The organism is Methanococcoides burtonii DSM 6242 (assembly GCF_000013725.1).
GTDB classification, from domain to species: Archaea; Halobacteriota; Methanosarcinia; order Methanosarcinales; family Methanosarcinaceae; genus Methanococcoides; species Methanococcoides burtonii.
Genome location: NC_007955.1, coordinates 805,828 through 825,084 on the forward strand (window position 1 = coordinate 805,828; position 19,257 = coordinate 825,084).

A 19,257-nucleotide genomic window follows, 5' to 3' on the forward strand; every position below is an offset into this window, starting at 1 on the left:
TTATGATGATATCTATTTAAGAATAAACTCCATATAACCAATGGGGTGGTATATTGGTCGTATCTTCTTATATTGATGAGATCAAAATTAATGATAGTACAATTGCGAAATGGCAAAGAATTGTAGATTTGATGGCTGAGGTCTTGCATGTTCCTGCTGGTCTTATTATGAGAGTAAGATATCAACATCTTGAAGTGTTCGTGTCAAGTGAATCAAAAGACAATCCATACCGAATGGGTGAGTCAGTTGATTCGGAGTGGCCTCATAATCTTGATGTTGAGTTAGGAATGAAATATTATTCTGGTCTTCCTATCAAATGGCCAAATGGTGAAAGCTTTGGTACTATTTGTGTTCTGGATAAAATATCCCCTACATCAAAAATTTCTTCTAACAAGTTAATGTTTGAGTTTAAGGAAGTTATTGAAACCGATCTGTTAGTTGCTTTACATGCATATGAGAGTGAGATCCTTAAAAGAACACTAATTGAAACAAAAATAGATCTGGATGATGCTTGTCATGTCAAAAGTGATTTCCTTGCGAGTATGAGTTATGAGTTACGTACGCCACTTAATTCGATAATCGGTTTCTCTGATGTACTAAGGACTGAAGAGATCGGGCCGCTTAATGAAAAGCAATTAAAATATCTAAAAAACGTTTCTACAAGTGGAAAGGAGCTGCTTGAACTCATTAATGGTCTGTTGGAACTTTTAAAAATCGAAAGTGGTAAAGTACAACTTCAGGTCGAAGATGTTGATGTATCAGAAGTTATTCAAGAGGTAAAGGTTCTGTTGGAACCTCGTACAGTAGAAAAAAACATTAGTCTGGTATGCAATGTAAGGTCTGATGTTGGAAGTATAAAGGCAGATCGAGCCAAGTTCAAAGATGTCTTGTATGATCTTATTAATAATGCTATTAATTTTGTATCAGATGATGAAACAATAAGATGTTATGCTACTGTTCATGAAAGTGACTTATACGTTACCATCCATTATACTGGAGTCGGAATTCCAGAAGAAGAGCTGAAAAACGTTTTTCAGCCTTTTATAAATGTAAGAAATTTCCATGTGCAAAAATATCAGGGAACCGGATTGAGGTTACCAATTGTCAAGAAGATAGTTGAATTGCATGGAGGTGCTATCTGGATCGAATCTAAACCTGAAAATGGAAGTACTTTCACTTTTACAATTCCTTATAATTTAAATTAATGATCAAGTGTATATTTTGCCCAAGCAAGTATCACTGATTTGATATATTTTTTATAATTTGTTTATAGCTAGATCTATTTTTATCAGGTAATTGCTGCTATCTTTATGTGTACCAATAAGTAGTTCAATAAAACTTAAGTAATATTGAGTTATAACAAAATACATTGATTTAGTTGATCTTGATCGATCAGTTAACATTAGTGGGGGTTTATTAAATTACAAACAAAGATATTATGAATGAGGTACGAACAGAACTTCTATTATCAAAAGGGATTGGTTCAGTTCTGTTCCTTGATGAAACTGACCGAAAGAAGATAATCGAGCTTGAAATGGAGGATGTACAAAAGGGACTAATTCTGTGTGGCAAAAAAAGCAATGTTGGGATGCATCAAGTCCTTGGCTGTGATATGATGATAGGTTTTTTGACCAACAATGAGTTCCAGTGGCCTAAACATAATATCAAATTGATGCACGGTGGAAGGCTCATCGGTGAAGATGTGAGCGATCCTGTGGAACTGAAGGGGTATCAGGATGATCCTAAATATTGTGTTTTAGGTAATATTGTAATACTCTATGAAGAGTTCCTGAAAGTAAAGTCATCAACTGATCCGATAGATATGGTCATCAATGCCCATCCCTTCCCTTCTATTGAAGTGGTCTATGGAATTTCAGGTGCAGTCATTGCTTCTCCTTCAAGGGCATCAGATGAATACATCAGATCTCTTTCTCAAGATGACTATTCGGTCCACATTGGTTCTTTCCTTCTGGGCTTCAATTTGAAAACCCTGGAATATACCAGTAGTTTAGTAACTGCTTCTTTAAAGGGCAGTGTTTATTGATTAGAGAGTGAAGGAAAGAATGTCAAATTTATTTTCACTTCCTTTCTCCTTAGAAATGCCAAATATTATTTATCTATCTAGTAATTCAGATAATCCTCAATACTATTTTTATTAATTCTATTAAGACCGTTATTGTTATTAATTTATCAACCAATTGTAATCTATGGCTTTAGCAGTGCCTGAAAGACTTAAAACAGGAAGAACTCTTTTCCGTCCTTTCAAAGAGGATGACCTTGATGGTCTCTGCAGTTTCATGTCTGATGAAAAAGCTACTAAATACCTTCTGTTCACTGCTGAGCAGAAGACATTTGGAGGTACTAAAGAACTGCTGGATCTGATTATTGCAAATTATGATAATGAAGAACCGATATATGCTCTGGTAGTTGAGCACAAAGTCGATGGATATTTCATTGGTTTTATCGGGCTTGGTCCGGATCTAAAATGTTAGGAATATCAAATGTTCTGGCTGATCCTTCCTGAATATTGGAGAATGGGGTATGCCAGTGAAGCTATTAAAAAACTTCTGGAATATGCTTTTTTCACTCTTGGATTAGACACGCTGACCGCTTATTCCCATCCTGACAATATAGCATCTGAAAAACTTGCATTAAAAATAGGGATGGTCAACAATGGTATTGTTGATATTGAATCTCTCGATGAAGCACACGTGCAGTTCGTAATCAGAAAAGATGATCAGAATAAATTACTTTAAAAATCTCTGATGCAATAATCTTTCTTGTGATTAGCATACCCCTTCTGGAAAAGGCACTTCGTGTTATTCCTGTAAGTGCCGGATATGCGGTTCGGATGGACATAGGTATCCTCGGTACTACTTTGCTGGGAATCTTCTTTTTCAATGAATCCATGTATGTTGTCTGATTGTTTTGCATATCATTGATAGCGATTGGGATAATGTGCCTTAAGGTTCTGTTACTCCCCAGTGATATTGCTTCAATTTTAGCTAATGAGCTATCGCAACTGCTTTGCTCTTGTATTTCAGACATGTTCAGATACAATTTAATGTATGCCTGAAAGTTTCTATGGACTTAGTTATTCCAATGTTTCTGGTTTGTATTTGCGAGTCAGTAAAGGGGGAGCTAGATCTCACTCACTTTATTTATTGAACTAATTTCGTAACTATTCAGCCACCTTTGCGTGCTAAAATCCCCCCACCTCAATCTATTTCATCTTCTGACATGGATTTTTACGAAAAAAGCAAGTAGTAGCATTCTATATAAGTTCACACCCAAAAAATCAATTGGTTTTGCCAAACAGGAGGTGAATGAACACGAAACGCAAAGAAATCCTAGCAGTTTATGAACAAGGTCCCGAAGCAGTTGTCACTCTTGTCACTACATTGTACGACATCATTGCTGAACAACAAAAGATCATAGAACTACAAGCTGCCAGAATAACCGAACTCGAAGAACGAGTTAAAAAGTTGGAAGAGCAACTCAAAAAAAACAGTCGAAACAGCAGTAAACCACCTTCAACTGATATTTTTATTAATGAAAAACTAAAAACTAAAAGCAGACGAAAAAAGAGTGGAAAGAAACCAGGTGGTCAGAAAGACCATCCTGGAACTACTCTCGGAATGGTAGATGTTCCTGACGAAGTTATAATTCACAAAGTACACAAATGTAGCAATTGTGAGAGATCGCTTGAAGATATAGAAGTTAAAGATCATGAAAAAAGGCAAGTATTCTTTCAGGAGACAGACCTTTTTCAATGAGATCGAACACTTTTTCTGTGATGGTGAAGGTTTTTCCGGAGCCGGGACCTGCGAGGATTAGGAGGGGTCCATCAGTATAGGTGACAGCTTTGGTTTGTTGTGGATCAAGGTCTGTGTTTGTCATTAGTCTGCCTCGTAATAATTAGATTTTTCTCACATAAATTAAATTAATATAATAATTATTTGCAAATGTGTTTATATGCTTTAATTGTTTCTATATTTTTATTTAGAACATCTATTTTTTGAGATCGTATTTGATTCTCTTATATAGCTAAATAGATTATACTTGCATGGTGTCCTTCCTCCGCCGTTTCCTATGGCCTCTATATCAATGATTATTATATCGGGTTAAAATAAGATTGAGAGGGAAAGCATACCAAAGACTAAACAGGTAACTCTTTTTTAAGGATAAATGATATATCCTTTTGCTTAATACTTGAAAGAACAGTTACAGATTGTCGTATCACAAAATAAAATGTGGTACAGCAAAATATATTTACATTAATGCAATTTAGAGTACAAGAATAGCTTGTATACTAACAGGCTTATCAAAAGCGTCATTAAGCGCTATACATATCATTTTGATAACTTTGGAAGGTAAACATATGTCATTAGAAACCCCCAGAACACATTATACATCCCAGATCGACATTGAGCAGATCGGTGATGACAAAGTTACCGTCTGCGGATGGGTACACGAGGTAAGAGACCTTGGTGGTATCTGTTTCGTGGTCGTACGTGACCGTGAAGGCAGAGCCCAGATCACACTTGTAAAGAAGAAGATCGACAAAGAGATCTTCGATGCTGCAAGGAAACTGGTACGTGAGTCCATAGTAGCAGTCACAGGTACAGCAAAAGCGGAAGGTAAAGCACCTAATGGCTATGAGATCATCCCTGAGTCTATAGTCGTTCTCAATGAAGCTGAATCCCCGTTGCCAATGGATACTACCGGTAAGGTGGATGCTGAACTTGACACACGTCTTGACTCAAGGTTCATGGACTTAAGACGTGAGAGGACTACTGCCATCTTTAAGATACGACATGAGGTCCTCAGGGCTGTCAGGGATTTCCTTTCAAAGGATGGTTACATAGAGACATGCAGTCCAAAGGTAGTTGCAACAGCTACAGAGGGAGGTACGTCTCTTTTCCCGATCACATATTTTGACAGGGAAGCCTTTCTGAACCAGAGTCCTCAGCTCTTCAAGCAGATACTCATGTCAGGTGGACTTGACAAGGTATTCGAGATCGGTCCAATCTTCAGGGCAGAAGAGCATGATACCCGCAGACATCTCAATGAAGCTACATCCATCGATATTGAAGCAAGCTTCCTTGACCATTTCGATGTCATGGAAGTTCTTGAGGACATGGTCGCTTATGTTTATGAGCAGGTCATTGAGAACGAAGCAGCTTCCCTTAAGGCACTCGATATCGAACTTAGTGTGCCAAAGACACCATTCATGAAAGTTCCATATAGCCAGGCTATTGACATCGTCAATGCTGAGAGCGAGGAAACGGTCGAATGGGGCGGAGACCTCGGAACAGTTGCAGAACACACCATCGGTGAGCATGTTTTCAAAGAGACCGGAGAATCCCACTACTTCATTACTGACTGGCCGACAGAGATCAAGCCATTCTATGCAATGCCTTATGAAGACAACCCACTCATCTCCAAGTCATTCGATATGATGCACAGGACAATGGAACTTTCATCTGGTGCTCAACGTATCCACATTCATGATATGCTAAAAGCAAGGATCGAGTCACAGGGACTTGATTCCGATGGCTTCGATTTCTACCTGCGTGCATTCAAATATGGTATGCCACCACACTCAGGATGGGGTATTGGCTGCGAACGTCTTGTTATGACAATGCTCAGTGTAGAGAATATCCGTGACACTGTTCTGTTCCCAAGGGACAGGAAACGATTGTCTCCCTGATGTGGGGACAACTCCCATATTTCATTTTTAATGGAAGGGATATTCATGAAAGAAAGAAATGCAAATGCATCAAGCTCTGAAAAAGAAGCTGCAGGCAATGCCGCTGCCAGTCTTGTGGAAGATGGTATGATAATCGGTCTTGGTACCGGTTCAACAACGGCTTTCGCAATTGCAGAAGTTGGCAGACGTGTACGTGAAGAAGGATTGAATGTATTAGCTGTTGTCACCTCATATCAGGCTGAAATGCTTGCCATTGAAGCTGGAGTGCCACTGACAAGCCTTGCAGAGCATCCGGTTCTTGATCTTGCGATAGATGGTGCTGACCAGGTGGATGCAAAACTGAACGTCATCAAAGGCGGAGGAGCTGCACATACACATGAAAAGGTTGTTGCCCATTCAGCAAAACGCTTCATTGTAGTCGTAGATGAATCAAAGATAAGCGAAGAACTTGATCACTTCGTACCAATTGAAGTGCTTCCATATGCAAGGGAACTTGCAAAGAAACAATTCATCGAACTTGGTGGTAAACCACAGATACGCCTGGCTTCCCGCAAGGATGGTCCTGTGATCTCCGATAACGGTAATGTCATCATTGATGTCGAATTCGGTGTGATCGAAGATGCTGCTGAGCTCTCACAAAAGCTTTCCACTTGCGTGGGTGTTGTAGAACATGGTATCTTCCTGAATACCGACGAGGTCTATGTTGGTATGAAAGACGGTTCAGTTAAGATAATTAACTGAACTGAAATAACTGATATTTATTTAAAATAAAGAGAATTGCGATTAACTGCTGATTTTTTCGCATAGTACAAAACTTGTGGTAATTTTTGACCATCTTTCTATATTTTCTGCAATCAGTTCATTTTTCTTTATATGCAGTTTTCTTTTTTATTTATAGCTATTGCTATTGTCGTTCCTCCTTTGATCTTTTTTTGCTTATCTTTTTATTTCTCAACTTGTCCCTAATACCAATTGAATGTCCTCGCACTCCTCTTTGCATAGTTGCATCATAAGTTTTTGAGGTTGCACCAAAATACCCCCTATCTCTATAAACAATTTCTCCTTTCTCAGAAAGATTAATCTTACTATCGTGAACTGAAGCAGTGGTTGTTTTAAATCTTCTTATTAAATCGTAGTCAGTATCTACAATTGTGTGCAATTTATATCAAAAATGCGATTTGGATGCATTTTTTATCCATGTTCCAGATGGTACATCTGGAACTCTCGCAGATTTCTGATCTGCGATATGTCCCATCTTCAGATCGTCTGGTCTTTGCTTCATTTCCACGAGGAGTGGCAAGACTTGCATGCCCTGGATCTGCATGTATTAATGTTGCATCCTGAATCATACCTTGCTTGATCTTCAAACCTTTCTTATCAAATTGTCTTTGCAGTTCATTCCACATCTTATCTTCATTTCCGGATTGAGCAATTCGTTCCTGAAATGTCCAAACAGTAGTATGGTCTGGAATTTTTGTAGGAAATTGTTGCAGATTGATAATCTGCAACTCCTGTTAAATCTCTGATTTAACATGACCCAAGAATATCCTAAAGGAAATTCGATCAGTAGCTTGCTTTTCAAGTTCAGGATCAGATATATCATGCCATTGTTGTAATACTAACATCTTGAGCATGACGATTTCATCAAGGTTTGGCCTGCCGCATAACTCTGTTTTGTTGTTATACATTTCTGCTATGATTGGACGAAATGGTTTCCAATCGATAAGAGATTCTATTTCGGAAAGTCTGTCACCAAGATTTTCAAGGCGTTTGTACTCTTCTTTAAGTGCAAAGTTGGTTAGGGGCATAATGCAAAATTATTGCAAAAGGATATAATTATTACTTCTGTTGGGTGGGTATCAGAATTCTCATAACTATAATGTTTCCTGTTTTTAAAGGGCTGCCAATTTTCTTGGCCATGCCTTTTCCCAGTGCATACCTGTTTCCGTTTAGATAAATAATCAAAGAACCACCGCAAACCCTGTTAGCCTTGATAACGGAGTTTTCGGTAAATCCAATTTCAAGCAAGTGTCGCTTTAGACCGTGACCTGCGTTAATCGAGACACACTGACCACCTTTCCTTCAGACATCATGGCCAGAGGCAATTCTTGTGGCATCGCATTTCACACTCCTGATAATAAATTGGACTGGACATTGCTACGAAAGCCGTTAGGCATATGAATAATATGCCCTAACAATATTAGGATTTTAATAAAAATATGAAACAGGTTAGATTTTAGCAGAATAACCTATTTTTTGATACGACGGCAGGTCCTGTATAGTAATATCCAAAACGCGTACTTCGTACGGAAAGTATGTGCGAAATGTATCACCCCAGCATATGGAGGCTTGCCGCCATCACCACCATCCCTGAAAGCAGACCAGAAAGCATCAGTGCTCATCCCCATATTTTATGGCAATGGATAATAATTTGCCAAACATATGACAATTCCATCCACAGTAGCAAGATTTGTGTCCAGCAGCGCCATCTAGTTCATTCGCTGGTCTTCTTTTTCCCATGTACGGGGCAGCTATCCTGTGTTGCAGGAGTGCATTCAACGTATTCCCCGGTATTATAGAAATATCTGAAATGTTCCAACCACAGCGGTAATCCCTCTTTCTTATTGATGAACTCAATGAACTTCGTGAAGACGTCCAGGGTTTCGTGGGTGAGACCGTGCTCTATCCTGCAAGCGTCCTCATCGGCTGTTTTAGTATCCACTCCCAGTATCTGGAGGAATTCCTGCAGGACATCGTATTTTTCCTCGGTTGCCCTGGCGATCTCCTCTCCTTTGGGGGTCAGGGTGACGGCACCGTATTTTTCGTAATTGATGTAACCTTCCCTGTTCAGTTTTTTAAACATCCCTGTGACACTGGAGGGATTCAGTCCCATGATCTCAGAAACGTCCTTCACCCTCGCATACCCTTTCTTCTTTATAATTGAATCCAGTATTTTCAAATAATCTTCAGTTCTTTCTGTCGCCATACCTTATCAACCTGTTTTGGTTTGCCAAAATATATTTGGAATACGGTGGTTGTCATATATAAACATAGCGTTGGTCTGCTGCTGGATGACTAAAATACATATATGTGGTGGATCTACACACATCTCTTCCAGATGTTTAGGTTCCACGAAACTTTTAAATATGACCATTCCTTTTTGGTATACAAACGTTTTATTGTATTAACAAAAAGGAGTTTGATCGAAATGACTGAAATGAACGAAACTACGCTTAACCTGCTCGAACCGGGCAGCAAAGCAAAAGTAATACAGATAACTGGCAGAGGTTCTGCCAGAAGAAGGATCCTTGACATGGGAATGGTGCCTGGAGCCGAGATCGAGGTGATAAGGAAAGCCCCTATGGGAGACCCTCTGGAGTTTCTTGTCAAAGGCTACAATTTGTCCCTGAGAAAAGCCGAAGCTGAACTTATCGTGGTCCAGCCCCTGGGAGCGTGAACTGCTATGGCCCATGTTCTACCTCTGACAATGATGCCTGAAGGAAAAGAGGGAAAAGTTGTCTCGATCAACGCGGGTCAGGGCCTGAAACGACGTCTGGTCGAGATGGGGTTTTGCGATGGCAGTCTTGTCACGGTCCACAGGTCTGAGCGGGGTGCCCTGGTTGTCGTTGTGAACGGTACCAAATACGCCCTGGGCAAAGGTATGGCTACAAAGATAATGGTGTCAGATTGACAAATGAAATTAAATGAAGTTGGAAATCAGGATTGGATAGATATGGAAAAGAAAAAAATAACCATCGCCCTGGCAGGTAATCCCAATGTTGGAAAGACCACCTTGTTCAATGCCATTACAGGTGCAAGACAGCATGTGGGGAACTGGCCAGGGGTGACGGTGGAGAAAAAGACCGGAAAGAGGACGTACAAGGATACGGAGATAGAGGTCGTGGACCTTCCCGGGACGTACAGTCTCACGGCATACTCCATTGACGAGGTCGTGGCACGGGACTATGTGGTGGAAGAGAAACCGGATGTGGTGGTACAGATCGTGGATGCCACGAACCTTGAGAGGAACCTGTATCTCACCACACAGTTGATGGAACTTGGTTCCAAGGTGGTCATAGCCCTCAATATGTGGGACCTTGCAGAGTCCAGGGGAGATAAAATAGACACAAGAAAGATGGAAGATTTCCTGGAGATCCCTGTTGTAAAGACAGTTGCTAAAAGGGCAGAAGGGATCGACGCTTTGCTGGAAGAGGTCGTCAGGGAAGCTAACAAGGGTGAACACCACGAACACGAGGTAAGCTACGGTAATGATATCGAGAAAAAGATCATCGAGCTGGAAAAAATTGTTAGTAAAGACAGCGCACTGTCAGGCAAGTATCCGGTGCGATGGTTGAGCGTGAAGCTGCTGGACGGCGATGAAAACATCCTGAAAAAGATCGAGGGAAGTTCAGTGGCTGCCCAGGTCAACAGTATACTCAGCGCAATCAAAAAGGAAGATTATGAAGCAGCCATGGCAGAGAAACGATACGAGACCATCAATACGGTGCTTCCACAAGTCTGCGTCAAGTGTGTCAAAGAGGTGACATTCTCGGATATGATCGACAGGGCGGTCACCAACAAGTATCTTGGAATACCTATATCCTTAGCCATGATGTGGGCAGCGTTCGAGGTGACGTTCACGGCCGCAACCCCGCTCATGGAATTCGTTGATATGTTCTTTGGCTGGCTGGCTGGAGTGGTTGCAGAGAGCATCACAAATCCTGTGCTTGGCTCCCTGCTGGGCGATGGTATCGTCGCAGGCGTGGGCGCTGTTATGATATTCCTCCCTAATATCCTGTTACTGTTCCTCATGATCTCGTTGCTGGAAGATTCTGGATATATGGCACGAGCCGCGTTCGTCATGGATAAGCTCATGTACAAGATCGGTCTGAATGGAAGGTCGTTCATTCCACTGTTGATGGGGTTCGGCTGTAATGTACCTGCGATCATGGCCACCCGGACTATCGAGGACGAAAAGGACAGACTGGTGACAATTCTTGTGAATCCATTTATTTCCTGCGGTGCACGATTGCCGGTATATCTCATGCTGGCAGGTGCGTTCTTTGGAAGACAGGCAGGCTCAGTGATCTTTGGTATATACATATTAGGTATAATTGTTGCCATACTCTCTGCAAAATTGATACGTGGAACAGTGTTAAAAGGCAAACCATCTCCCTTTATCATGGAATTGCCGCCATACAGGCTCCCTACGCCCAAAGCAAGCGCGATACACATGTGGGAAAAAGGTTCCATATACCTGAAAAAGGCAGGTACTATCATCCTGACTGGTGTTGTCTTTGTGTGGTTGCTGTCAGCCATCCCGGCTCCGGGAGTGGATGCAGCGTTCGCGTCCGAGGAGATCCTCGGAACAGAAGACTCCCTTGTAGGTGTATTGGGACACATAATTGAGCCTCTTGTCGCACCTCTCGGGTTTGACTGGAAAGTAGCAGTAGCCCTGGTCTTTGGATTCATTGCCAAGGAGATCGTGATAGGTTCCATGGGGGTGCTGTACGGCACCGGGGAGGACGAAGATGCCCTTGCTGAAATATTAACAGCAGGAGCTATGAGCCCGCTGACAGCCCTTGGACTGATGGTATTCACACTCCTGTACGTGCCATGCATTGCATGTGTTGGTGTGGTAAAGAAGGAAACCGGTAGCTGGAAATGGACGCTCTTTATGATGGCCTATGGAACAACACTGGCATGGATAGCTGCGTTCCTCATCTACCGCATAGGTACAGCCATAGGATGGGGATTATGAACTTGAATTGAGGTGATATTAATGGCAAATACAAATAAAATGATCTTTGCAATGGTGGCAGGAATACTCTATGTAGTATTCGGCATCCTGAAGATGCTGGAAGGATTCGGAATTGAGACCGGTCTGGCTGAATCGTTGCTGATCCCAGGGGATTTCTTCGGAGGTTTCTGCTTTGTCGTGATCGGGGCTGTGTTCCTGTACGCGGTCAAAGAGCTGAGTGCAGGGGTGTACATGGGCGTATCCTACGTCTATGTCGGCATCCTGATGTCACTGGTGTTCATGGCAGTCTACCTCCTGGTCATGGGGGCAGACCTCCTTATGTTCTACGTAGTAAAGAGCGAGGACTACGAAGGATGGCGCATTATTGACAGCATGAGACCTGGCATCTATCTGGGGCTCCTGTCCCTTATCGGGTACTTCTCCTGGAAGGACAAATTCACCACAGAGATGACAAATGTTTGAGGTGAGCAGATGATGATAGGCTACCGATACATGCTAAAGGAGGTCGCAACGATTCTGTCTCAGGACAACATAACCTTCGGGGAACTTTCCCGAAGGCTTAACCTGGGTCCGAAAGAGTTGAAGGAGCTTCTTGAGACCATGGAACGTAAAGGTGATATAGAGATCTCCTGCATGAGTCCGCCTCCTGACACAACCAGTTGTGCAGGTTGTGGCATGGGGCACGCCTGTCCGGGAACGAATCTTGGAATAGGAAGAACATATCGCCTTACCGAGAATGGGAGAAAGGTATGCTGTGAACAACACAGTTTCGAAAAGGAAGATCGAAAAGGAGGACGTCCATGATACACGGATTCCCAACCATCTCAAGGAGAATACTGGACCTCGTATCACAGGGGAACACGACCTTTGACCGGATAGCCTGTAAACTGGGAATAACCCATAAGGAGCTGGAATTTTTACTGGAGTTGATGGTACACAGAGGTTATATCAGATCCGTTTGTGACCCCAAAAACAGCTCCTGCTGTTCAATGGTAAGCAAACCATTGGACAGTAATTCGGTCTATTCGTGCGGGGTGACATACCTCCTTACAGAGAAGGGAGTGGAGGTTTGTCGTAACATAACGGAACACCATGTGCAAAGAGTGAACCAGGCTATTGGTCATGCTGTCACGGAAAGCTGAGGATTATCTCGAAGCTATCCTTAATATCACAAATGATAAAGGATATGCAAGGATAAAGGACGTGGCTGTTTCACTGGACCTCAGGCCGCCGAATGTTACTGAAATGGTACAGAAACTTGACAGTCTGGGTTATGTGGTATGCAGGAGATATGAGGGTGTGACACTGACCGGGAAGGGCAGAAGATCGCACCGGTCATAAAAGACCGCCACCATACCTTAAAAGCTTTCCTGGAGATCATAAACATACCCGGGAGATCACAGATAAGGATGCATGCACAATGGAGCATGAGCTAAATGATTACGACGTTAGAAAAGGCCTTTCATCTGTATTTTTGTGTATCTTTAACACAAACGATGAAGACTTTTCATTGTTGTTCTTAATCGAGAATTTATTGATGTATAAGGTTGATCAAACCCTTTAAATACCCATTTCTTTCAATGATCCTTCCATCTTGAAGATCTCATCCATATTCTCGGCTAAGAGTATAACAGCAAAATCACCAGACAACGGCAATGTATCGCAGCTAAAAGGAAATACGGAATTTGATTTTTTGCCATCATAGAGTAGTGGCCCAATACGTTCAGTGAGCTCAAGAAATGAACATGCAGCTGTCTTGATCTTTATAAATTTCCAGTATGGAATGGGAGATATCAATTTTTCAATATTATCTACGATCATGCTCACATAGGAGGAACCATTAAAACGAGCGTTATTTTCAACCGGAAATATGCCATCATCTGATACAATATAATCGATACCGACTACACCCCTATATCCGAATTTAGCCATATTAGTTACAATTTTTGCAGATGTTTTTGCAATGTAATTTGAAATTTCTGGGGAGTGATCATCTCCTTTGAGTGTACCAATGTGTACCATCCCTCTTTCGCATATTTGATCCCGCATACCAAGAGAGTTTATATTACCTTCTCTGCTGATCACCCACTGATCATTCGGAGAAGATGAGACATTCAGAAAAGGCTCAATGATAACAAATCTTTCACCGCTAACTGCAATTTCATGATATATTTCAGAAATATCATTGCCTTTAGTTTTGTACAACGACATATCGGCTTCACCCAAAGTTCCGCGAATAATAACAGTTTCGCAGGTTGACAGATATCCGTTAATGATGTTTTTCATATCTGTACAATTTTCATTGTCTTCAGGATTCATTTCAAATGAACTGCCTTCAACAACAGCTATGTCCAATTGTTTGCATACGGTCTTAAAAACGGACTTATCATTATATTTTAATGTTGCAGTTTCAGTTGCTCCATAAAGATCAGCATCAAGAACTTTTGCAGCTTCAGTTTCCATCCTCCCTGAAAACCATGGTACATATACAGGTTTTTTCCCGCTCTGCCTGATATATATTTTAACTGGTTCGGGATCATTAACGATGAGTTCTGAGAGTGACATCTTTTTTGAAGGAGAATTATATTCAACAATATGATCCGATCCCAGACCATGGGAACGCAGCCATTTATGATACTCTTGATCCAGCTTTCCGCGTAGAACTACCACATCATCATGGCGAGCGATTGGAAGCGCTCTATCGCATTTTGAATTAACGGATGCATCACGGCGCGGGAACTGTGAAAAACGATCTGCTCCGTAAATTATTAGCTCATTGTCGTTGTTTGAGATACATTTTCTGAGTGATTGATATTCATACATTTAATATTCCATTTTTTAGATAAGTAGTTTTTATAATTCATCAGCAAGAAGACCACTATTATTGCGTAAACAATTATTTGTTCCTATTTCTGATATTATTATTAGTATTAAAACGTATGTTGCAATATGCGGAAATCCTACAAATTCCGTCTGTACCCGACCAAAGAACAGGGGGCTAGCAAGTATGTAGAATTGGTTAACCCATACAACACATCACAAAAATGTAGCATCTGTGGGAACATCGTCATGAAAGGTATATCGTTTTGAGTTCACAAATGTCCCGAGTGTGGAATTGAGCTTGATAGGGAGGACAATGCCGCTATTAATATTCTAGAGAATTCCGATAAACCCCTCAAACAGAAGCAATATTTATAACCTATTACAATAATTTTGTATTATGTCCTTAACAAACTTTGCTTTTAAAGAAGAGTACAAACGTCTTGAAAATCTCGGTGACAAGCTCTCTGAAATTGAATCTCTCATCGATTGGAAACCATTTCGTCCAATTATAGCAGAGATGTATATCAATAAAACAGAGTTCGGTGGCAGACCAAACGTTGATGAAATCGTCATGCTCAAAATGTTAGTATTGCAACAATGGCATGGCCTATCTGACCCTGAACTTGAAAGACAAGCTACTGATAGAATTTCCTTTAGGAAATTCTTGGGCTTTCCTGCAAAAATTCCAGATCATACTACTGTTTGGGCATTTAGAGAACGAATTTCCCAGGCAGGAAAAGAAGATGAAATCTGGAATGAAATGCAAAGACAACTTAATAAGAAAGGTCTGAAGATCAAGCAAGGTATGATTCAGGATGCAACATTTATACATGCTGATCCAGGACATGCAAATCTTGATACTCCTCGTGGAAATGAAGCAAAGACCAGAAGATGTAAGGACGGTACATGGACAAAAAAGGCATCTAAGTCACATTTTGGATATAAACTACATACCATTGAAGATACCGAATATGATCTGATAAGGAGATATAGGACAACTACTGCCTCAGTTCATGATAGTCAGGTGGATCTTTCTGAAGAAGGCGAAGTTGTTTACAGAGATAGAGGTTACTTTGGTGCAATTTCAAAAGGATATGATGCAACTATGCAAAGGGGAGTACGAGGGCACCCTATTGGTATTAGGGATAAGATGAGAAACAAAAGAATAAGCAGGAAAAGAGCAAAGGGAGAAAGACCTTATGCTGTTATCAAAAATGTGTTTACGTCAGGATTTGTAAGAGTAACAACGTTGGCAAGAGTAAATGTCAAAATGGCGATTACAGCATTCAGCTATAATCTCTATCAATTGAGGACAATAAGAAGAAAATCATTAGGATGAATAGCGGTAGCTATTCAAAAAAGTTGGAAAGTATATAAATAGATACTAGCAAACTGCTGGAAATAGAGAGAAAAGCTCAAAATTTTAGCTGGAAATATTTGCTTTGAAAAAAATCAGCAGTTAATCGCAATTCTCTCTAAATATATGCACCGTGGGGACTAAGGAGAGAGCCTGTGAAGTCACGGACGTTGGTCTGGGCTATAAAAAAGCAGGAAGCCACCTATTTTAATGGGTGGTAGCACTATTACTTGCTCCACAGCATCCAGCTATAGATGACTGTTAACACCAAAGCATAAACCAAGAGAACAGAAAACCAACTGCCGGAAAACTTAGGTGTTCGAATTGGTGCTATATTAAAGATAGCCATGATTATAAACAGTGCATACATAACAACTAAAAAAATAGGCTGGCTGAAAAAACTGTTGAACAGAAAGGCAAAAGCAAAAATCAGGACATTGTTATCAAGTGCCAATCCCATGTATGTCGAATCATCGACCAGGCCGAAAACATTGAAATAACTCAACCGTATTGCACTGACGGCGATGATCACGAACGCTCCGGGTAGGAACCAAGGACTGAATTCTCCATAGCTCAAGAGAAATACAGCAGGGCAAATGCCAAAACTTACTATGTCTATCAATGAATCAAGCTGTCCCCCGAAAGCTCGATATTCATCAGTTCGCCCCTTCATCCGGCGAGCAATGAGTCCGTCACCCCAGTCAAAAACAACTGCCCATATCATTCCAATTATAGCAAGCGGAAAATTGCCTAATATACCATAGTATATACTAAGGACTGCACACAACAACCCTGCAAGTGAACAAATATTTGGAAGATCACGGGCGAAAGTAAGCATTCCTGTCTGAGGTGATCGTTGATTCTCTGGACTGTTCATCAGGATACTTCCACTTTTTTCAAGTCAATGATATCTACCAATGCTTCAACTAATTTGCAATTTTCGGTTTCAGTACGGCTGGCGATACGGACATAACGGCTAGAGTCAGGTAGAGTCTTGTCCTGGCAGTGTTTTATGTACATGTTATGCTCAATGAACAATCTACGTGTGAGCTCAGGACCACTCTGTGCGTGATCTGGCAAGCGGCAGAAAATAAAGTTTGCATCGGGTTTGTAAACCGTCATTCCCGGGATAGCGCACAGTTTTTTATACAGATTGTCTCTGTCGATACGTACCTGCTTGCAGCTTTCGACAAATTCCTGTCTGTAATCAGGCAATATCCGCAAAAACTCTTCGGCAAATCCGTTGATATTCCATATGTGTACACCTTCCCTTACAGATTCAGCAAATGCTAAATTTGCAGTCAACATATAACCTATCCTGATACCGCAGATACCATAGGCTTTGCTCATGCTTTTGAGGATCGCTATATTTGGATAACGTTCGAGCTCATTTTCCAGAGTTGTCTGATCCGGGTCATGTACAAAATCCAGGAAGGATTCATCGATGATCAGCATACAGTCATGTTTTGCAAGTTTTTGTGCAAGAGATATCAGATCGGACTTGGGAACCAGCATAGATGTTGGATTATTGGGTGTTACCACGACAGCAACATCTGCTTTGATCCTGATCGCTTCAGCAGCAAACTTATCCACATCCAATTGAAAGGATGGAAACTCAAGAGGAAATTCAAATACTCGGTCTGCAGGTGCTGCATTCGCATATTCATTGAACGAGGGCACTGGAACGATTAGCTTGTTGGATATGTGGCCGGAGATGATCTTGATAAGTTCGGCAGCACCATTTCCCACAACAATCCTTTCAGCAGGTTGGTGGATCACATCCCCTATAAGACCGGCAAGTGCATCCTGTGCGATCGGATAGTTAAGGACAATGTCGTGGATTTGATCTTTAAGGGTTGTAAAAACGGCCTCTGGCGGGAAATACAGATTGTAAAGATAAGCATGATCAATAAAGTCATGGCGATAGTAACCACCATGCTGTCCAGAAACGAATTCGTATTTTTCAGTTTGAGTTTTGTAATAATTTTGCATCAGGAATTATTTCCCTTAAATGATTTTGATGTGGCACTTCATTTTTTAAAGCCCTGACATCATGAATTGGCTTTAAATTTAAAGAGTTGGACTGAGGTAATGGCTTTAAACCGGAAAGTGACCGAACGATCCTCCCTTTCAACCCGCACTTTGATTGTTGGAAAAACTGCCTTGATCTTCCAGAGATATGCGGTTTGGTTTCGTAAGGAATTATTGTTTCGTATTTGTCCGCCTAAAATAGTGTCTCAGCCTTTGCCAGATCTGCAACTGTATCGATCTCATACCATCTTTTGCTGTCAAATGAGACTGTTTTAAGATCGAGACTATCATCAGCCACCATTTCTGCAAATACGGTTTCATAATAGTCGTTTACTCTGCCAGCAGAAATGTACTTATCTAGTCTTTCTGTAATACGATGCCATGAAGAGAGTGAAAAACTGTAAATGTTAACAGTCTTGTATCTGATCTCATCAAGAGCTTCTGCAATCCCGGTATGGAATTTCTTAACATTTTGGGAGCTATTGACCGTGACAGTGGAACCATTCAGCCACGGTTCCATGCGTGCAACGGCAATTTTATCAGGAGAACGCATTTCATCCAGAAGGGATTCATCAAAAACAAGATCACTTTCAATAAGTAAGAACGGCTCATTAATAATATCACGTGCCATCCAGAGTGAATAGATGTTATTGGTGGTAGCATAAAGGGGGCTTATAATAAATTCAATTTCCATGCCGCAAGCCCGCGTTTCTAAAAAGTCACGAATGCATTTTTCCTGGAATCCAGTGACAACAACAAGACGTTTGAACCCTTGCTTTTTCAAATTGATGACAAGTCGTTCAAGAATAGACGCCTCATGAACCATTGTGAGGCATTTCGGTGAGTTTTGTGTCAGAGGATAAAGACGGCTGCCCTTTCCGGCTGCCAATAGTAATGCTGTAGTTATGGCCCCATTACCACTATTACTGTGGTCTGAGTTCATTGTAAATCCGATTGTTTTTCTTCCATCCTATATAAAGGAGTTGTTACTACTTAAGGGGGGTGGTGTTAACATCGGCCAATTCTGCCTCAGCTGCTATATTAATTTAAAGATGGATATGCTGAGATAATCAAATCATTTCAACTTGTTGAACTGATTATAGATGGTCTCCGTTGAAGATATGTTGTATCCTATGATGGATCCTACGGCTTTTAAACCGGTGGATTTCAATTCTACCTGACCACTAATCTCGACCGAAGAGTTTGCGTTTATAGTTCTGTCCACAGCTATAGTATTGTTTTCGGTCACTACCATTTTTGAGATATGCTCACCGAAAATTGGTTCTACTGAATTTACGTATACATCTTCATCCCCGGAATTATACAAAAGGATATTGTAACTAAGTCTGTGACTGACAGTATTGTTCTCATCAATGGAGCCAAAGCTGACTGACATTACCGGTACTTTCATACCACCTGGGGACTCTTCGATAGTTGCCATGTCACTGATACTGTACCCAATTGCTATTCCTAAAAAAAGTATAAGCAGGCCATATACAATTGCTTTATCCATTTAGCAAAACCCCCCCACTACTAAAAATCAGGCTCTGTGGAAATCCATCTTTTCTTATC

22 protein-coding genes and 3 pseudogenes are annotated in these 19,257 nt (G+C 41.1%); 16 read left to right on the forward strand and 9 right to left on the reverse strand.

Annotation, left to right across the window (positions count from 1 at the left end):
* Positions 1-53: 53 nt before the first annotated feature.
* The 5 genes and pseudogenes from MBUR_RS12900 to MBUR_RS03970 form a co-directional block, all read left to right on the forward strand.
* On the forward strand, positions 54-1,205 hold the full coding sequence (locus tag MBUR_RS12900) for a sensor histidine kinase (protein ID WP_011498882.1): 1,152 nt from the start codon (positions 54-56) through the stop codon (positions 1,203-1,205).
* A 233-nt stretch (positions 1,206-1,438) separates the two neighbouring features.
* Positions 1,439-2,044, forward strand: a complete 606-nt coding sequence (locus tag MBUR_RS03955) for a hypothetical protein (RefSeq protein WP_011498883.1) — start codon at positions 1,439-1,441, stop codon at positions 2,042-2,044.
* A gap of 163 nt (positions 2,045-2,207) precedes the next feature.
* Positions 2,208-2,756: pseudogene (locus tag MBUR_RS14335) on the forward strand (GNAT family N-acetyltransferase).
* Between the two features lie 17 nt (positions 2,757-2,773).
* Positions 2,774-2,923, forward strand: coding sequence for an SMR family transporter (locus tag MBUR_RS13365; protein WP_269479038.1), 150 nt, complete (start codon positions 2,774-2,776; stop codon positions 2,921-2,923).
* Positions 2,924-3,326: 403 nt separating this feature from the next.
* Positions 3,327-3,749 (forward strand): annotated as a pseudogene (locus tag MBUR_RS03970) (DUF6444 domain-containing protein); the annotation flags it as partial.
* Here MBUR_RS03970 and MBUR_RS13370 read toward each other — a convergent pair.
* Positions 3,721-3,900, reverse strand: coding sequence for a UvrD-helicase domain-containing protein (locus tag MBUR_RS13370; RefSeq protein ID WP_083754939.1), 180 nt, complete (start codon positions 3,898-3,900; stop codon positions 3,721-3,723). The pseudogene MBUR_RS03970 and the gene MBUR_RS13370 overlap by 29 nt on opposite strands.
* Positions 3,901-4,381: 481 nt before the next feature.
* On the opposite strand from MBUR_RS13370, the gene aspS reads away from it, so the two are divergent.
* Positions 4,382-5,713: an aspartate--tRNA(Asn) ligase gene (gene aspS, locus MBUR_RS03975; protein WP_011498884.1), complete on the forward strand. Its 1,332-nt coding sequence runs from the start codon at positions 4,382-4,384 to the stop codon at positions 5,711-5,713.
* A gap of 45 nt (positions 5,714-5,758) precedes the next feature.
* On the forward strand, positions 5,759-6,454 hold the full coding sequence (gene rpiA / locus MBUR_RS03980) for a ribose 5-phosphate isomerase A (RefSeq protein WP_011498885.1): 696 nt from the start codon (positions 5,759-5,761) through the stop codon (positions 6,452-6,454).
* Between the two features lie 169 nt (positions 6,455-6,623).
* Here the strand turns inward: rpiA and MBUR_RS03985 are convergent.
* The 3 genes and pseudogenes from MBUR_RS03985 to MBUR_RS03995 all read right to left on the reverse strand — a co-directional run.
* Positions 6,624-7,521 (reverse strand): annotated as a pseudogene (locus tag MBUR_RS03985) (IS5 family transposase); the annotation flags it as partial.
* 31 nt (positions 7,522-7,552) lie between these two features.
* Positions 7,553-7,741: a FeoA domain-containing protein gene (locus MBUR_RS03990; RefSeq protein WP_011498886.1), complete on the reverse strand. Its 189-nt coding sequence runs from the start codon at positions 7,739-7,741 to the stop codon at positions 7,553-7,555.
* Positions 7,742-8,207: 466 nt separating this feature from the next.
* Positions 8,208-8,699, reverse strand: a complete 492-nt coding sequence (locus tag MBUR_RS03995; RefSeq protein WP_011498887.1) for a metal-dependent transcriptional regulator — start codon at positions 8,697-8,699, stop codon at positions 8,208-8,210.
* A 222-nt stretch (positions 8,700-8,921) separates the two neighbouring features.
* On the opposite strand from MBUR_RS03995, the gene MBUR_RS04000 reads away from it, so the two are divergent.
* From MBUR_RS04000 to MBUR_RS14110, 7 genes are read left to right on the forward strand one after another with little or no spacing between them, the layout of a single operon-like run.
* Entirely contained in the window at positions 8,922-9,170 is a 249-nt protein-coding gene (locus MBUR_RS04000) for a FeoA family protein (protein WP_011498888.1), read from the forward strand.
* Between the two features lie 6 nt (positions 9,171-9,176).
* A complete protein-coding gene (locus tag MBUR_RS04005) occupies positions 9,177-9,404 on the forward strand; it encodes a FeoA family protein (protein ID WP_011498889.1) in 228 nt (75 codons plus the stop codon).
* Positions 9,405-9,407: 3 nt separating this feature from the next.
* Positions 9,408-11,474 (forward strand): ferrous iron transport protein B, encoded by a 2,067-nt coding sequence (gene feoB, locus MBUR_RS04010; protein WP_011498890.1) that lies wholly within the window; start codon positions 9,408-9,410, stop codon positions 11,472-11,474.
* 21 nt (positions 11,475-11,495) lie between these two features.
* Positions 11,496-11,936 (forward strand): hypothetical protein, encoded by a 441-nt coding sequence (locus tag MBUR_RS04015; protein ID WP_011498891.1) that lies wholly within the window; start codon positions 11,496-11,498, stop codon positions 11,934-11,936.
* Positions 11,937-11,945: 9 nt separating this feature from the next.
* Positions 11,946-12,278, forward strand: coding sequence for a FeoC-like transcriptional regulator (locus MBUR_RS04020; RefSeq protein ID WP_011498892.1), 333 nt, complete (start codon positions 11,946-11,948; stop codon positions 12,276-12,278).
* Positions 12,275-12,616, forward strand: a complete 342-nt coding sequence (locus MBUR_RS04025) for a hypothetical protein (protein WP_011498893.1) — start codon at positions 12,275-12,277, stop codon at positions 12,614-12,616. Before MBUR_RS04020 ends, MBUR_RS04025 begins: the two co-directional genes overlap by 4 nt.
* The gene (locus MBUR_RS14110; protein ID WP_011498894.1) at positions 12,597-12,815 is read left to right on the forward strand and encodes a metal-dependent transcriptional regulator; all 219 of its coding nucleotides are present in this window, start codon (positions 12,597-12,599) and stop codon (positions 12,813-12,815) included. The genes MBUR_RS04025 and MBUR_RS14110 overlap by 20 nt, the downstream gene beginning before the upstream one ends.
* A gap of 219 nt (positions 12,816-13,034) precedes the next feature.
* Here MBUR_RS14110 and MBUR_RS04035 read toward each other — a convergent pair whose 3' ends face one another.
* Positions 13,035-14,297: a hypothetical protein gene (locus MBUR_RS04035; RefSeq protein WP_011498895.1), complete on the reverse strand. Its 1,263-nt coding sequence runs from the start codon at positions 14,295-14,297 to the stop codon at positions 13,035-13,037.
* A gap of 126 nt (positions 14,298-14,423) precedes the next feature.
* Here MBUR_RS04035 and MBUR_RS13380 point away from each other — a divergent pair, with 126 nt between their 5' ends.
* Both MBUR_RS13380 and MBUR_RS04040 read left to right on the forward strand, forming a co-directional pair.
* Positions 14,424-14,564 carry a helix-turn-helix domain-containing protein gene (locus MBUR_RS13380; RefSeq protein ID WP_083754940.1) on the forward strand — a complete coding sequence of 47 codons (141 nt, stop codon included), beginning with the start codon at positions 14,424-14,426 and terminating at the stop codon, positions 14,562-14,564.
* A 130-nt stretch (positions 14,565-14,694) separates the two neighbouring features.
* Complete coding sequence (locus MBUR_RS04040; RefSeq protein ID WP_011498312.1) at positions 14,695-15,636, forward strand: IS5-like element ISMbu1 family transposase; 942 nt, start codon at positions 14,695-14,697, stop codon at positions 15,634-15,636.
* A gap of 244 nt (positions 15,637-15,880) precedes the next feature.
* Here the strand turns inward: MBUR_RS04040 and MBUR_RS04045 are convergent, their stop codons facing one another.
* From MBUR_RS04045 to MBUR_RS04060, 4 genes are all read right to left on the reverse strand, one after another.
* Positions 15,881-16,531, reverse strand: a complete 651-nt coding sequence (locus tag MBUR_RS04045; protein ID WP_011498896.1) for a CDP-alcohol phosphatidyltransferase family protein — start codon at positions 16,529-16,531, stop codon at positions 15,881-15,883.
* Positions 16,531-17,646, reverse strand: a complete 1,116-nt coding sequence (locus MBUR_RS04050) for a pyridoxal phosphate-dependent aminotransferase (RefSeq protein WP_011498897.1) — start codon at positions 17,644-17,646, stop codon at positions 16,531-16,533. Before MBUR_RS04050 ends, MBUR_RS04045 begins: the two co-directional genes overlap by 1 nt.
* A gap of 232 nt (positions 17,647-17,878) precedes the next feature.
* Positions 17,879-18,628 (reverse strand): phosphocholine cytidylyltransferase family protein, encoded by a 750-nt coding sequence (locus MBUR_RS04055; RefSeq protein WP_011498898.1) that lies wholly within the window; start codon positions 18,626-18,628, stop codon positions 17,879-17,881.
* Between the two features lie 132 nt (positions 18,629-18,760).
* Positions 18,761-19,198, reverse strand: a complete 438-nt coding sequence (locus MBUR_RS04060; RefSeq protein WP_011498899.1) for a hypothetical protein — start codon at positions 19,196-19,198, stop codon at positions 18,761-18,763.
* Positions 19,199-19,257 lie beyond the last annotated feature (59 nt).

Bases quoted from the DNA above. Each gene is read 5' to 3' on its own strand.
- rpiA (WP_011498885.1), top strand. From the start codon at position 5,759: ATGAAAGAAAGAAATGCAAATGCATCAAGCTCTGAAAAAGAAGCTGCA.
- MBUR_RS04045 (WP_011498896.1), bottom strand. From the start codon at position 16,531: ATGAACAGTCCAGAGAATCAACGATCACCTCAGACAGGAATGCTTACT.
- MBUR_RS03955 (WP_011498883.1), top strand. From the start codon at position 1,439: ATGAATGAGGTACGAACAGAACTTCTATTATCAAAAGGGATTGGTTCA.
- MBUR_RS03995 (WP_011498887.1), bottom strand. From the start codon at position 8,699: ATGGCGACAGAAAGAACTGAAGATTATTTGAAAATACTGGATTCAATT.
- MBUR_RS14110 (WP_011498894.1), top strand. From the start codon at position 12,597: ATGCTGTCACGGAAAGCTGAGGATTATCTCGAAGCTATCCTTAATATC.
- MBUR_RS04025 (WP_011498893.1), top strand. From the start codon at position 12,275: ATGATACACGGATTCCCAACCATCTCAAGGAGAATACTGGACCTCGTA.
- MBUR_RS04060 (WP_011498899.1), bottom strand. From the start codon at position 19,198: ATGGATAAAGCAATTGTATATGGCCTGCTTATACTTTTTTTAGGAATA.
- MBUR_RS04015 (WP_011498891.1), top strand. From the start codon at position 11,496: ATGGCAAATACAAATAAAATGATCTTTGCAATGGTGGCAGGAATACTC.
- MBUR_RS04050 (WP_011498897.1), bottom strand. From the start codon at position 17,646: ATGCAAAATTATTACAAAACTCAAACTGAAAAATACGAATTCGTTTCT.
- MBUR_RS04020 (WP_011498892.1), top strand. From the start codon at position 11,946: ATGATGATAGGCTACCGATACATGCTAAAGGAGGTCGCAACGATTCTG.
- MBUR_RS13370 (WP_083754939.1), bottom strand. From the start codon at position 3,900: ATGACAAACACAGACCTTGATCCACAACAAACCAAAGCTGTCACCTAT.
- MBUR_RS04000 (WP_011498888.1), top strand. From the start codon at position 8,922: ATGACTGAAATGAACGAAACTACGCTTAACCTGCTCGAACCGGGCAGC.
- feoB (WP_011498890.1), top strand. From the start codon at position 9,408: ATGAAATTAAATGAAGTTGGAAATCAGGATTGGATAGATATGGAAAAG.
- MBUR_RS13380 (WP_083754940.1), top strand. From the start codon at position 14,424: ATGCGGAAATCCTACAAATTCCGTCTGTACCCGACCAAAGAACAGGGG.
- MBUR_RS04035 (WP_011498895.1), bottom strand. From the start codon at position 14,297: ATGTATGAATATCAATCACTCAGAAAATGTATCTCAAACAACGACAAT.
- MBUR_RS04040 (WP_011498312.1), top strand. From the start codon at position 14,695: ATGTCCTTAACAAACTTTGCTTTTAAAGAAGAGTACAAACGTCTTGAA.
- aspS (WP_011498884.1), top strand. From the start codon at position 4,382: ATGTCATTAGAAACCCCCAGAACACATTATACATCCCAGATCGACATT.
- MBUR_RS04005 (WP_011498889.1), top strand. From the start codon at position 9,177: ATGGCCCATGTTCTACCTCTGACAATGATGCCTGAAGGAAAAGAGGGA.
- MBUR_RS04055 (WP_011498898.1), bottom strand. From the start codon at position 18,628: ATGAACTCAGACCACAGTAATAGTGGTAATGGGGCCATAACTACAGCA.